Origin of the sequence: Nocardia carnea, assembly GCF_029868855.1 — a bacterium.
In the GTDB taxonomy this organism is placed as follows: Bacteria; Actinomycetota; Actinomycetes; order Mycobacteriales; family Mycobacteriaceae; genus Nocardia; species Nocardia carnea_A.
Genome location: NZ_JARWOV010000050.1, coordinates 1 through 13018, shown reverse-complemented (window position 1 = coordinate 13018; position 13018 = coordinate 1). Strand labels below are relative to the sequence as shown.

Genomic DNA, 13018 nt, shown 5'->3' with positions numbered 1-13018 from the left:
CATGGTGCCTCGCCCCCGCCCCCGGGGGCGGCCCTTTCGCCGGCCGGGGGGTTGTGTTTATGCTGGGGCGCGTGGGGCGCCGCGGGTTTTGGCCCCCCGAGGTCCCTGGTTTCCGCACTCGACACTCGCGGCTGCGCCGCCTCGCATCGAGCACGGAAACCAGGGACGGGCCAAAACCTCCAAGGGCCTCGCTGAACTCGGCACCACCGGCTCGGTGCGTCGGGTTCGGTTGAACCCGGGGTGCCGTCGGGTGCATCGGGTGCGGTGCGGGGTCGGAATCTCGAAGTGTTTTGCTGTGCCCCGTCGGAATCAGTTGCGTGGTAGGAGACCTGTATGGCCGAGAAGACCGCACCGTCGGCGATCGACGATGTGCTGGCCGAGTACGCCGGGCTGGAGACTCAGCTGGCGGATCCCGCGCTGCACAACGATCCGGGGGCGGCCCGGCGGGTGGGGAAGCGGTTCGCCGAACTCGCGCCGGTGATGACCACGTACAAGAAGCTCGCCGCCACCCGCGACGATCTGGAGGCGGCGCGGGAACTGGCCGCCGACGATCCGGCGTTCGCGGCGGAGGTGCCGGGGCTGGAGGAACAGCTCGAGGAGCTGGAGAACCAGCTCGCCGATCTGCTGGCCCCGCGCGATCCGCACGATGGTGACGACGTGGTGCTGGAGGTGAAATCCGGTGAGGGCGGCGAGGAATCGGCGCTGTTCGCCGCGGACCTCGCCCGCATGTACATCCGCTACGCCGAACGCCGCGGCTGGAAGGTGGAGGTGCTCGACGCGGCGTTCTCCGATCTGGGCGGCTACAAGGAGGCGACACTGTCGATCAAGAGCCGCGATGCCGCGCGCGACGGGGTGTGGTCGCGGTTCAAGTTCGAGGGCGGGGTGCATCGGGTGCAGCGGGTCCCGGTGACCGAATCGCAGGGCCGGGTGCATACGTCGGCGGCCGGCGTGCTCATCTACCCCGAACCCGACGAGGTGGAAGAGGTGCAGATCGACGAGAACGATCTGCGTATCGACGTCTACCGCTCGTCCGGTAAAGGCGGCCAGGGCGTGAACACCACCGATTCGGCGGTCCGGATCACCCACCTGCCCACCGGGATCGTCGTCACCTGCCAGAACGAACGCTCCCAGCTCCAGAACAAGGCCCGCGCCATGCAGGTTCTGGCCGCGCGGCTGCAGGCTTTGGCCGAAGAGCAGGCCGACCAGGAAGCCGCCGAGGGCCGGGCGAGCCAGATCCGCACCGTCGACCGTTCGGAACGGATCCGCACCTACAACTTCCCGGAGAACCGCATCGCCGACCACCGCATCGGCTACAAGGCACACAACCTCGACGCCGTGCTCAACGGCGATATGGACGCCCTCCTGGACGCCCTCGCCACCGCCGACCGCAACGCGCGTATGGCGGCCGAGTAACTCCGCCGCGCCTGGCAGGACCGGCCCTTCAGGCGTTGTTCTCGACACCTCGAAAGCGCATGAGCGGCGGTACCGACGTCGGCAAAGCCCGAGAAGTTCGGCGATCGTCCGCATACCAACGTAACCAGCGGCGCTGCCCGGTCCAGCGCGGACCTGGGAAGTTCCTGCCCACGGCCGGGGGGCCGGAACCAGCGCGCCGCCCGGCGCGCAAAATGACATCGTGACTCGTGTGCAGCTGCGCCCCGTGCTCGTCGAGGCGATCGAAATCCTCAGGACGTCCGGCGTGGCAAGCCCCCGCGCCGATGCCGAACATCTCGCCGCGCATGTGCTGGGGGTCGAACGCGGACGGCTGCTGCTCGCGCCGCTGATCGATCCCGAACAGCTCGACGCCTACCGGGCTCTGGTGGCACGCCGGGCCGAGCGCGTCCCGCTGCAGCATCTGACAGGGCAATCGTCCATGGGGGAGATCGACCTCGAGGTGGGGCCCGGTGTTTTCGTGCCCCGCCCGGAAACGGAGTTGCTGTTCGCTTGGGCGCTGGCCCGGTTGGAGGCGGTGCGGCACGACCACACTCCGATCGTGGTGGACCTGTGCACGGGTTCGGGCGCCCTGGCGCTGGCGATCGCACACGCCCGCCCGGACGCCGAGGTGCATGCGGTGGAGCTGGACCCCGACGCCTTGCGCTGGGCCCGCCGCAATGCCGACCTGCACGGCGCGGCCGGTGATACACCGATCACGCTGCACCATGCCGATGTCACCGAGCCGGATCTGCTCACCGAGCTGAACGGCCGGGTGGATATCGTCGTCGCCAACCCGCCGTATATCCCGGAGGGTGCGGAATTGTCGCCTGAAGTGGCAGAACACGACCCGCACCGCGCACTGTTCGGGGGTCCCGACGGGCTGGATGTGATCCGCCCGATGGTGCCGCTCATCGGCCGGCTCCTGCGCCCGGGCGGGGCTGTGGCGATCGAACACGATGACAGCAACGGCGGCGAACTGGCTCGTCTGCTGGCGGCCGACGGCCGGTTCGGGGAAATCGTCGAACACCCCGATCTCGCCGGAAAACCGCGCTTCGTAGCGGCTGTGTCGTCGGCGCCTCCTGAATGAGGCGACAGTAACTGCTCGAGAAGATCTACCGGTGGGCTGGAGGCCGTAGCCACGGCGCACGCGCGCCGGTCCGCCTCGATGCCTGCGTTCGATCCGCGGTCCTCGCGGCTGCACCGCAACTCCTGGCAGGCCGAGCGCTCGAGCGGGCCGGGACCCTCTTCCGGCGCCCGGCCGAATTCGGAGCTGCTCATGGAGCCCGTTGTCTGCGCGCCGGCGTTGCGCCGGACCGTGCCCCGCAGGCGGTGTACGCCGAATCCGCGATGTCTCGCTGGACGTGCTGTCCTCGCAGGGGTGTCCGGGCGGAGCGCGGGCCCGGCGCCTACGAGTGCTCAGTAGATACGGCGTCCGCCGCCACCAGGCCCGGCAGCGGATACGGCCGGTGCGGCTCTCCGGCCGGAGCCCGGCAGTGCGCGACCGGGCCGGCCGGGGGCAGCCGGCGTCGAAGGGTCGAGGGGCCCGAAACCGGCGCCCCCGGAGGGGGCGCAATACGATTGTTGCCGTGAGTACCGTCTACGACTGCGCCGACCCCGATTCGCGTGCCGCCGGCCTGGCCGCGGCCACCAGTGCTCTGAGATCGGGGCGGCTGGTCGTGGTGCCCACCGATACGGTTTACGGCCTCGCCGCCGACGCCTTCGATTCGGCGGCCGTGGCCTCGCTGCTGGCGGCCAAGGGACGGGGTCGCGATATGCCGGTGCCGGTGCTGGTGGGGTCGTGGAACACCATCGACGGCCTGGTGTTCTCGGTGCGGCCGCAGGCGCGGGATCTCATCCGGGCGTTCTGGCCGGGTGGTTTGAGCATCGTGGTGCAGCAGGCGCCGTCGCTGGCGTGGGATCTGGGGGATGCCCGCGGCACCGTGATGCTGCGCATGCCGTTGCATCCGGTGGCGCTGGAGTTGCTGCAGGAGGTGGGCCCCCTGGCCGTGTCGAGTGCCAATATCTCCGGCCGGCCCGCGGCCGGAAACGTGACCGAGGCGCGTGAGCAGCTCGGTTCCCTGGTGGGCGTTTATCTCGACGGCGGCCCGGCGCAGCATGCCACCGCCTCGACCATCGTGGACCTGACCGGTGATCAGCCGCGCATTCTGCGAGCGGGCGCCGTGACCACCGAGGCCGTCGCCGAAGTGCTCGGAACCACACCCGAGGCGTTGATCGGATCCGTCGCGCGGTGAGTGTTCCGGGCTGTGCGATGGCAGTAACCGCGGTGACGGGGTGGTCGGTGCGATGACCGGGTCCGGTGCGGTTGTCCCGCTGCGCGAACTCCTACTGGTTCTGTTGATCTCGGCGGTGGTCACCTTCCTGGCCACCGGCGGCATCCGGACCCTGGCCATCGGGTTCGGCGCGGTGGCCATTCCGCGTGACCGCGATGTGCATGTGAAACCGATTCCCCGGATGGGTGGGGTCGGAATGTACATCGGGGTGGTGGCGGCTGTGTTGTTCGCCCATCAGCTGCCCGCGCTGCGCCGCGGTTTCGACTACCGGCCCGATATCGCGGCGGTGCTGGTGGCGGCGACGATCATCGTGGCGGTCGGTATCGTCGACGACCGCTGGGGCCTCGACGCGCTCACCAAATTCGCCGGGCAGGTCACCGCCGCGGGGGTGATGGCGGTGATGGGCCTGGGCTGGTACCTGATCTACGACCCGTTCAGCAATTCCACCGTCGTGCTCGACGGTCTGCAGGGCGGGCTGGTGACGGTCGCGGTGGCGGTGACATTGATCAACGCCATGAACTTCGTGGACGGGCTGGACGGTTTGGCCGCCGGGCTGGGGTTGATCGCCTCGGTGGCGGTTTTCGCGTTCGCGATCGGCCTGCTCACCGAGCAGGGCGGTTCCGTGGACAGTTATCCGCCAGCGCTGCTGGCGGCCGCAATGGCGGGCGCCTGCCTCGGTTTCCTGCCGCACAATTTCTCGCCCGCCCGGATATTCATGGGTGATTCCGGCTCCATGCTGATCGGGCTCGTGCTGGCCGCCGTATCCACCAGCGCGTCCGGCCGGATCCCGCTACAGGGATACGGGCCACGCGATATCGTCGGTCTGCTCTCGCCGCTGCTGCTGGTGGGCGCGGTGATGTTCATTCCGGTGCTGGATCTGCTGCTGGCGATCGTGCGCCGGGTGCGGGCGGGGGTCAGTTTCTCGACGCCGGACAAAATGCATCTGCATCACCGGCTTCTGCAGATCGGTCATTCACAGCGCCGCGTGGTACTGGTCATCTACCTGTGGGTCGGGATTCTCGCCTTCGGTGCGGTGGGCACCTCGGTGATGGACCGGCGCGTGGTGGTGGTGCTCATGGCCGCCGGCTTCCTGTTCGCGCTGGTCGTGACCGCTGTTCCCGGTTTGTGGCGCCGGCAGGCGCGGCGGGAGGCGGCGGGGTCGGCTACGGGGTCCGGGTAGAGTGCGGACCGTGTCCACCAGCTCTGCCGCTCCCGGTACCTCCGACCACCAAGACGCACCGCTGCGCGCAGCTCTGCGGTACGGACTGATCGGTCTGGTGGTGCTCACGGTGCTCGCGGTCGTGCTCGCGACCCTGGTCGCCGGCGTCCCCGGGCTGTGGGGCGCGCTGCTGGGGGCCGCGATCGGCGGCGGTTTCATCCTCACCACGGCCGCGGTGGTGTTGCTCGGCGCCAAATTGCCGCCTACTACGGCCGGGCTGGTAATGCTGGCCAGCTGGGTCGGAAAACTGCTGGTCGCGCTAATTGTTATCGCGGTCTTGCAGCAATTCGAGTTCTACGATCGGGTCGCATTGTTCCTGACCGTCGTCGGTGCGCTGATCATCGTGCTCGGCGCGGAGACTTACGGTGTATTGCGCACCAAGGTTCCGATTGTCAACCTCCCTGATCAGGGCCCGGGCGCCGATTCCGGAACGCCCTGACCGGCGTCAACGACAGCCTGTCGTAGATAACATCGCCCCCGCTACACGTTGTCGTAGATCTCTTGGTAAAGTCTTGGTAAGCAAGCGGCTCGGCAAGGGGTGCCGACCAGGTACTACGAGCTGCCGCTATGCTACTGCCGTGCCGGGCTTGTACAGAGCTCGGTTCTGCATGTCGACGATGTCGCCGACACACGTACAGACGCCGGCGCGGATCTCCCGCCACAGCTGCTGACGAACTTCGAGCCGACCTCAGTCGACCCACATTGATCGTCAATGTCCGATCGAACCGCGGGAACGAAAACATCCCGCGGCCCGAACACGGGAGAGAACGCTGAGCGTCACCACCTTGGCCGCGGAGTTTCACGCGCCGTCGCTAACCGACTTCTTCCCTCCGGCGGTGCTGTTCGAGGGGACTCCCTTCGAACTCGATCGGCTGATGCTGGTCCGGATTCTGATGACCGCCGTGCTGGTCGCATTCCTGTTCCTGGCTTTCCGCAGCCCGCGTCTGGTGCCGAAGAAACTGCAGAACATCGGCGAAATGGGGATGGTCTTCGTCAAGGAGCAGATCTGCGACGAGATCCTCGGCAAAGAAACCGGCCGTAAGTTCTTCCCGCTCATCGCGACGATCTTCTTCACGGTTCTGTTCCTGAACTTCTCGGGTGTGATTCCGGGTCTGAACATCTCGTCGAACGCGCGTATCGGCATGCCGCTGGTACTGGCAGTGATCGCGTATATCGCGTTCAACTACGTGGGCATCAAGAAGTACGGCTTCTTCACCTATATGCGCAGCAGCGTCGTCGTTCCGAATGTTCCGCCGGCCATGCACGTCCTGCTCATTCCCATCGAGTTCGTCTCGACCTTCATCCTGCGCCCGTTCACGCTGACCGTCCGACTCATGGCGAATATGCTCGCCGGTCACATCATGCTGGTGCTGTTCTTCAGCGCGACCCAGTTCTTCCTCTTCGACGCGGACAACTGGATGAAGATCTTCTCGCCCTTCTCGCTGCTGGGCGGGCTTGCCTTCACCCTCTTCGAACTGCTGGTCATCTTCCTGCAGGCCTATGTGTTCGCGTTGCTGACCGCCGTGTACATCAGCCTTGCCCAGCACGCCGACGATCACTGACCGACCGGAACAATCGATAAGAACCTGCTGCACCGCGCCGACCGGCGGGTGAGCAACAGAAAGGGAATGGAAGACTCATGAGCCTCTCGTACTTGGCCCAGGAAGCTGCCACCAACGAATCCACGCTGAAGGGCCTCGGCGCCGTCGGTTACGGCCTGGCCGCCATCGGCCCGGGCATCGGCGTCGGTATCGTCGTCGGTAAGGCGATCGAGGGCATCGCTCGCCAGCCCGAGCTCCAGGGCACCATCCGGACCAACATGTTCCTCGGCATCGCGTTCACCGAAGCCCTGGCACTGATCGGTCTCGTCGCCGGCTTCATCTTCTGATTCCGATGAACGAGTTCATTCTGCTCGCGGCGGAAGAGGGAGAGGATGTGAATCCTCTCATTCCCGCGACGTACGACATCGTCTGGTCGGCGGTCTGCGTGGCGATTATCGCTTTCGTGGTCTACAAGTACGCCGTTCCGCGCCTGATGAAGGTGCTGGACGAGCGCGCCGACAAGATCGAAGGTGGCATCGAACGGGCGGAGGCGGCACAGACCGAAGCCCAGGAGACGCTGCAGCAGTACCAGAAGCAGCTGGCCGACGCCCGCCTGGAAGCCGCGAAGATCCGCGAAGACGCCCGCACGCAGGGGCAGCAGATCCTCGCCCAGATGAAGGCCGACGCCCAGGCCGAGAGCGACCGTATCGTCGCGGCCGGGCACACCCAGCTGGAAGCCCAGCGCCAGCAGATCCTGACCGAGCTGCGCGCCGAGGTCGGCCGCACCGCGGTGGACCTGGCCGAGAAGATCATCGGGCAGTCGGTATCGGACGAGGCCAAGCAGGCCGCGACGATCGAGCGATTCCTCGATGAGATCGACCGGTCGGATGCCGGTATCGGGGTCGGAAGGTAACGACGGAGGCGTGAGAACCATGTACGCAGCAAGCCGTGAGGCCAGCTCCCGGTCCAAGGAGGCTCTTCGGGCCGCGCTGACCGGAAGCAACGGTGTCGCGGCCACGACGGGGTCCGAACTGTTCGCCGTTGTCGACGTACTGGACGACCAGCGTCCGCTGCGTGTGGCGCTCGCGGACGTGTCGGTGCCCGGTTCGGCCCGCGCCGACCTGAGTGAGCGGGTCTTCGGGAGCCAGGTCAGCGCTGCCACGCAGGCGGTGCTGACCACCGCGGTGGCCCAGAATTGGTCCCGTTCCCGCGACCTGGTCGACACCCTGGTCCTGCTCGGGCAGCTGGCGCTGCTGGAAGCAGCGTCCGAACAGGGCCGGATGACCGCGGTCGAGGACGAGCTGTTCCGGCTCGGCCGGATCATCAACGACAACCCGGAGCTCGAGCGGGCGCTGTCCGATCGTGCCGCCTCCCCGGCGGCCAAACGGGAACTGCTGGGACGGCTGCTGTCCGGCAAGACCGAGACCATCACCCAGGCCCTGGCCGAACAGGTGGTGACCCGGCAGAGTACCGGTATCGGTCCGGCCTTCGACGAACTGTCCGATCTGGCCGCGTCCCGGCGGCAGCAGGTCGTCGCCCATGTGCGGTCGGCGATCGAACTCACCGATCCCCAGCGGGAGCGGCTGGCCGGCGCGCTGGGCCGCATCTACGGCAAGGCCGTCACCGTGCATATCGAAGTCGATCCCGGGCTGCTGAGCGGGCTTGTCGTACGCATCGGTGACGATGTGATCGACGGTAGTGCGATCGGCCGACTGGAACGGCTGCGCCGCTCGCTGACCTAGCGGTACGCCACCGGATAACCCCGGCGCCCCGGCCGCACCACACCCCCCGACATTCCAGACCAGAGACCGAGAGCAGGAAGAACATGGCGGAGCTGACGATCTCCTCCGACGAGATCCGTAGCGCGATCGAAAGCTACACCCAGAGCTACACCCCGGAAACCTCCATCGAGGAAGTCGGTGTTGTCACCGATACCAGTGACGGCATCGCGCATATCAGCGGCCTGCCTTCGGCCATGGCCAACGAGCTGCTCGAATTCCCGGGTGGCGTGCTCGGTGTGGCGCTGAACCTCGAGGACCGCGAAATCGGTGCCGTCATCCTCGGCGAGTTCGCCGAGATCGAAGAGGGCCAGCAGGTGCGCCGCACCGGCGATGTGCTCTCGGTCCCGGTCGGCGACAACTTCCTCGGCCGCGTCGTGAACCCGCTCGGCCAGCCGATCGACGGTCTGGGCGAGATCGAGTCCAACGACCGGCGTGTGCTGGAGCTGCAGGCCGCCACCGTGCTGGAGCGGCAGCCGGTCGAGGAGCCGATGGCCACCGGTATCACCGCCATCGACGCACTGACCGCCATCGGCCGGGGCCAGCGTCAGCTGGTCATCGGCGACCGCAAGACCGGTAAGACCGCGGTCTGCATCGATACGATCCTGAACCAGAAGGCCAACTGGGAGTCGGGCGATCCGGCCAAGCAGGTGCGCTGCATCTACGTGGCGATCGGCCAGAAAGGCTCCACCATCGCGGGCGTCAAAACCGCCCTCGAGGAGCACGGCGCGCTGGAGTACACCACCATCGTGGCGGCCCCGGCCTCCGATTCCGCCGGTTTCAAGTGGCTGGCCCCCTACACCGGTTCGGCCATCGGCCAGCACTGGATGTACGAGGGTAAGCACGTCCTGATCGTGTTCGACGATCTGACCAAGCAGGCCGAGGCCTACCGCGCCATCTCGCTGCTGCTGCGCCGCCCGCCGGGCCGCGAGGCCTACCCGGGTGACGTCTTCTACCTGCACTCGCGTCTGCTGGAGCGTTGCGCCAAGCTCTCCGACGAGATGGGCGGCGGTTCCATGACCGGCCTGCCGATCATCGAGACCAAGGCCAACGACATCTCGGCCTTCATCCCGACCAACGTCATCTCCATCACCGACGGTCAGGTCTTCCTGGAATCCGACCTGTTCAACAAGGGTGTCCGCCCGGCGATCAACGTCGGTACCTCGGTCTCCCGCGTCGGTGGCGCCGCCCAGACCAAGGGTATGAAGAAGGTCGCCGGTTCGCTGCGTCTGGAAATGGCCCAGTACCGCGAGCTGGAAGCCTTCTCCGCCTTCGCCTCCGACCTGGACGCCGCCTCGCTGGCCCAGCTCGAGCGTGGCGCCCGCTGGGTCGAGCTGCTCAAGCAGGACCAGTACTCGCCGATCGCGGTCGAGGACCAGATCGTCTCGATCTACCTGGTCGACGCCGGCTACTACGACTCGGTACCGGTGGCCGATATCCGCCGGTTCAACGTCGAGCTGCTCGAGGACCTGCACGCCAATGCGGCCGATGCTTTCGCGAGCATCGCCGGCGGCAAGGTGCTTCAGGACGAGGCCGCCGAGCAGATCAAGACGGCCACCGACAAGTTCAAGCAGGGCTTCCTGGCGTCCGACGGCAGCCGCGTGGTGAACGAAGCCGATGCCGGCGAACTGGCCCACGAAGAGGTCGAGTCGCTGTCGGTCACCCGCAAGCACGTCGAGAAGTAGACCGGGCGAACCATGCGCTGTTTTCCTGTAACGCCGCGAACGAAGGGAGTGTGAACCGCCGATGGCTACCTTGCGCGAGCTGCGCTCCCGTATTCGTGGTATCAATTCGATCAAGAAGATCACCAAGGCCCAGGAACTGATCGCGACCTCGCGTATCACCAAGGCCCAGGCCCGGGTGGCGGCCGCCAAGCCGTACTCGGAGGAGATCACCAAGGTGGTCGCGGAGCTGGCGAGTGCGTCGAAGAATCTGACGCATCCGCTGCTCACCGAGCGCCCCGATCCCAAGCGTGCCGCGGTGCTGGTGATCACCAGTGACAGCGGTCAGTGCGGTGGTTACAACTCCAATGTGCTCAAACGCGCCGAGGAGCTGATGACCACGCTGCGTGACGAGGGCAAGGAGCCGGTGCTCTACGTCATGGGCAACAAAGGCCTGACGTACTACACCTTCCGCGATCGCCGGCCGGTCGCCGCGTGGACCGGGTTCTCCCAGCAGCCGACCTACCCGGATGCTTCGGCGGCCTGTAACCACCTGGTCGACAGCTTCATGGCCGGGTCCGCGGGCGAGGTACCGGCACCGGACGGTACCGGTCCGATTGCGGGCGTGGACGAACTCCATATCGTCTACACCCGGTTCGTGAGCATGCTGTCGCAGACGCCGGAGGTGCGCCGGATGGCGCCGATCCAGATCTCCTTCGTCGACGAGAACTTCGACCTGGGCGACGATATGCTCACCGATTCGCCCACGGCCGATGTGCACGCACAGTACGAATTCGAGCCCGACGCCGATGTACTCCTGGCGGCCCTGCTGCCCAAGTACATCAATACGCGGATCTACGCGTCGTTGCTCGACGCAGCGGCATCCGAGCATGCGGCTCGGCGCACCGCAATGAAGGCGGCCACCGACAACGCCAACGAATTGGCGAGTTCCCTGTCCCGGCAGGCCAACTCGTTGCGGCAGGCCAACATCACGCAGGAAATCAGCGAAATCGTCGGCGGCGTGAATGCCCTGGCGGCCAGCTCGGAACGCGACTGATGGCGGTATGAGCGACGGGCCCGGAGGCGGTAGCGCAGCGTGACCACGAAGGGCCCCGTGAATACCGCCAATCTACTCAGCAGGAAGAGAACCTAGAAATGACCGCAGCTGTTACTCGAGAAGACTCGAGCCGGACCGGCGCCGCCAGTGGCCGCGTGGTCCGCGTCATCGGCCCCGTCGTGGACGTCGAATTCCCGCGGGGCTCCATCCCAGAACTGTTCAACGCTCTCGCCGCCGAGATCACCCTGAAGTCGGTGGCCAAGACGTTGACCCTCGAGGTCGCCCAGCACCTCGGTGACAACATCGTGCGCACCATCTCGATGCAGCCCACCGACGGACTGGTCCGCGGCGCCGAGGTTCGTGACTCCGGCAAGCCGATCTCGGTTCCCGTCGGCGATGTCGTCAAGGGCCACGTGTTCAACGCCCTCGGCGACTGCCTCGACAGCCCCGGCCTGGGCCGCGACGGCGAGCAGTGGGGCATCCACCGCAAGCCGCCGAGCTTCGACCAGCTCGAGGGTAAGACCGAAATCCTCGAGACCGGCGTCAAGGTGCTCGATCTGCTGACCCCGTACGTGAAGGGCGGCAAGATCGGCCTGTTCGGTGGTGCCGGTGTCGGCAAGACCGTGCTGATCCAGGAGATGATCACCCGTATCGCGCGGGAGTTCTCCGGTACGTCGGTGTTCGCCGGCGTCGGTGAGCGCACCCGTGAGGGCACCGATCTGCACCTGGAAATGGAAGAGATGGGCGTCCTCCAGGACACCGCCCTCGTCTTCGGCCAGATGGACGAGCCGCCGGGCACCCGTATGCGCGTCGCCCTGTCGGCGCTGACCATGGCGGAGTACTTCCGCGATGTGAAGCACCAGGACGTGCTGCTGTTCATCGACAACATCTTCCGGTTCACCCAGGCCGGTTCCGAGGTTTCGACTCTGCTGGGTCGTATGCCGTCGGCTGTCGGTTACCAGCCCACCCTGGCCGACGAGATGGGTGAACTGCAGGAGCGCATCACCTCGACCCGTGGTCGTTCGATCACCTCGCTGCAGGCGATCTACGTCCCCGCCGACGACTACACCGACCCGGCGCCGGCGACCACCTTCGCCCACCTGGACGCGACCACCGAGCTCTCCCGCCCGATTTCGCAGAAGGGTATCTACCCTGCCGTCGACCCGCTGACCTCGACCTCTCGTATCCTCGAGGCCTCGATCGTCGGCGACCGGCACTTCGCGGTGGCCAACGAGGTGAAGCGGATCCTGCAGAAGTACAAGGAACTGCAGGACATCATCGCCATTCTCGGTATGGACGAGCTCTCCGAAGAGGACAAGGTCCTCGTCGGCCGGGCCCGCCGGCTGGAGAAGTTCCTCGGCCAGAACTTCATCGTGGCCGAGAAGTTCACCGGCCAGCCCGGTTCGGTCGTGCCGCTGGAGCAGACCATCGACGACTTCGACCGGGTCTGCAAGGGCGAATTCGACCACTTCCCGGAGCAGGCGTTCAACAGCTGCGGTGGTCTCGACGATGTCGAGGCGGCCGCGAAGAAGATCGCCGGAAAGTAGTCCTTCATGGCGGATATGTCAGTTGATCTCGTCGCGGTCGAGCGGCGGCTCTGGTCGGGCCGGGCGAATTTCGTCAGCGCCCAGACCACCGAGGGCCAGATCGGCATCATGCCCGGTCACGAACCCCTGCTGGGGCAGTTGGTCGAGGGCGGCACGGTGACCATCGTCGATACCGAGGGCAATCGGGTCGTGGCCGCGGTGCACGGTGGTTTCTTCTCGGTGACCGCGGACACCGTGCGTGTACTGGCCGAGACCGCCGAGTTCTCCACGGAGGTCGATATCGAGGCGGCACGTAAGGTGCTGTCGGACGGTTCGGCCGCGCCGGAGGACCAGCTGGCCGCACAGGCCCGGGTTCGCGCTGTCGAACAGGCCGCGGCTTCCTGATCTCCGATTCGGGAACCAACAGAATATTTCGGCTCCGGGCGGGGGGGGGGGGCCCGGCACCGCCCGGGGCGGGGGGGGGGGCCGGCCCCCCCGCTAGGGGGGGGGGGGG

At 66.8% G+C, this 13018-nt stretch carries 13 protein-coding genes; all 13 read left to right on the top strand.

The features are described from left to right. Positions 1–333 precede the first annotated feature (333 nt). On the top strand, positions 334–1413 hold the full coding sequence (gene prfA / locus QH195_RS04585; protein ID WP_280425445.1) for a peptide chain release factor 1: 1080 nt from the start codon (positions 334–336) through the stop codon (positions 1411–1413). A 220-nt stretch (positions 1414–1633) separates the two neighbouring features. Further along, positions 1634–2518, top strand: a complete 885-nt coding sequence (prmC, locus tag QH195_RS04580; protein ID WP_280434422.1) for a peptide chain release factor N(5)-glutamine methyltransferase — start codon at positions 1634–1636, stop codon at positions 2516–2518. A gap of 499 nt (positions 2519–3017) precedes the next feature. Then, positions 3018–3683, top strand: a complete 666-nt coding sequence (locus QH195_RS04575; protein WP_280425447.1) for an L-threonylcarbamoyladenylate synthase — start codon at positions 3018–3020, stop codon at positions 3681–3683. A gap of 52 nt (positions 3684–3735) precedes the next feature. Next, on the top strand, positions 3736–4902 hold the full coding sequence (locus QH195_RS04570) for an MraY family glycosyltransferase (RefSeq protein ID WP_280425448.1): 1167 nt from the start codon (positions 3736–3738) through the stop codon (positions 4900–4902). 10 nt (positions 4903–4912) lie between these two features. Next, positions 4913–5380, top strand: coding sequence for a hypothetical protein (locus tag QH195_RS04565; protein ID WP_280434421.1), 468 nt, complete (start codon positions 4913–4915; stop codon positions 5378–5380). A gap of 397 nt (positions 5381–5777) precedes the next feature. Next, positions 5778–6503 (top strand): F0F1 ATP synthase subunit A, encoded by a 726-nt coding sequence (gene atpB / locus QH195_RS04560; RefSeq protein ID WP_280434420.1) that lies wholly within the window; start codon positions 5778–5780, stop codon positions 6501–6503. Positions 6504–6580: 77 nt separating this feature from the next. After that, entirely contained in the window at positions 6581–6829 is a 249-nt protein-coding gene (locus QH195_RS04555) for an ATP synthase F0 subunit C (protein WP_033247481.1), read from the top strand. Positions 6830–6834: 5 nt separating this feature from the next. Beyond that, positions 6835–7395 (top strand): F0F1 ATP synthase subunit B, encoded by a 561-nt coding sequence (locus tag QH195_RS04550; RefSeq protein ID WP_280425450.1) that lies wholly within the window; start codon positions 6835–6837, stop codon positions 7393–7395. Positions 7396–7414: 19 nt separating this feature from the next. After that, positions 7415–8224: a F0F1 ATP synthase subunit delta gene (locus QH195_RS04545; protein ID WP_280425451.1), complete on the top strand. Its 810-nt coding sequence runs from the start codon at positions 7415–7417 to the stop codon at positions 8222–8224. An 83-nt stretch (positions 8225–8307) separates the two neighbouring features. Beyond that, positions 8308–9945 carry a F0F1 ATP synthase subunit alpha gene (gene atpA / locus QH195_RS04540; RefSeq protein WP_280425452.1) on the top strand — a complete coding sequence of 546 codons (1638 nt, stop codon included), beginning with the start codon at positions 8308–8310 and terminating at the stop codon, positions 9943–9945. A gap of 61 nt (positions 9946–10006) precedes the next feature. Beyond that, a complete protein-coding gene (locus QH195_RS04535; protein ID WP_280425453.1) occupies positions 10007–10978 on the top strand; it encodes a F0F1 ATP synthase subunit gamma in 972 nt (323 codons plus the stop codon). Positions 10979–11076: 98 nt separating this feature from the next. After that, positions 11077–12525: a F0F1 ATP synthase subunit beta gene (atpD, locus tag QH195_RS04530; RefSeq protein WP_063131414.1), complete on the top strand. Its 1449-nt coding sequence runs from the start codon at positions 11077–11079 to the stop codon at positions 12523–12525. Between the two features lie 6 nt (positions 12526–12531). Further along, positions 12532–12909: a F0F1 ATP synthase subunit epsilon gene (locus tag QH195_RS04525; RefSeq protein ID WP_280425454.1), complete on the top strand. Its 378-nt coding sequence runs from the start codon at positions 12532–12534 to the stop codon at positions 12907–12909. The last annotated feature ends 109 nt before the right edge of the window (positions 12910–13018 follow it).

Excerpts from the sequence above, each read along its gene's own strand:
- prfA (WP_280425445.1), top strand. The coding sequence starts at position 334 with ATGGCCGAGAAGACCGCACCGTCGGCGATCGACGATGTGCTGGCCGAG.
- QH195_RS04570 (WP_280425448.1), top strand. The coding sequence starts at position 3,736 with ATGACCGGGTCCGGTGCGGTTGTCCCGCTGCGCGAACTCCTACTGGTT.
- QH195_RS04555 (WP_033247481.1), top strand. The coding sequence starts at position 6,581 with ATGAGCCTCTCGTACTTGGCCCAGGAAGCTGCCACCAACGAATCCACG.
- QH195_RS04550 (WP_280425450.1), top strand. The coding sequence starts at position 6,835 with ATGAACGAGTTCATTCTGCTCGCGGCGGAAGAGGGAGAGGATGTGAAT.
- QH195_RS04545 (WP_280425451.1), top strand. The coding sequence starts at position 7,415 with ATGTACGCAGCAAGCCGTGAGGCCAGCTCCCGGTCCAAGGAGGCTCTT.
- atpA (WP_280425452.1), top strand. The coding sequence starts at position 8,308 with ATGGCGGAGCTGACGATCTCCTCCGACGAGATCCGTAGCGCGATCGAA.
- QH195_RS04535 (WP_280425453.1), top strand. The coding sequence starts at position 10,007 with ATGGCTACCTTGCGCGAGCTGCGCTCCCGTATTCGTGGTATCAATTCG.
- atpD (WP_063131414.1), top strand. The coding sequence starts at position 11,077 with ATGACCGCAGCTGTTACTCGAGAAGACTCGAGCCGGACCGGCGCCGCC.
- QH195_RS04525 (WP_280425454.1), top strand. The coding sequence starts at position 12,532 with ATGGCGGATATGTCAGTTGATCTCGTCGCGGTCGAGCGGCGGCTCTGG.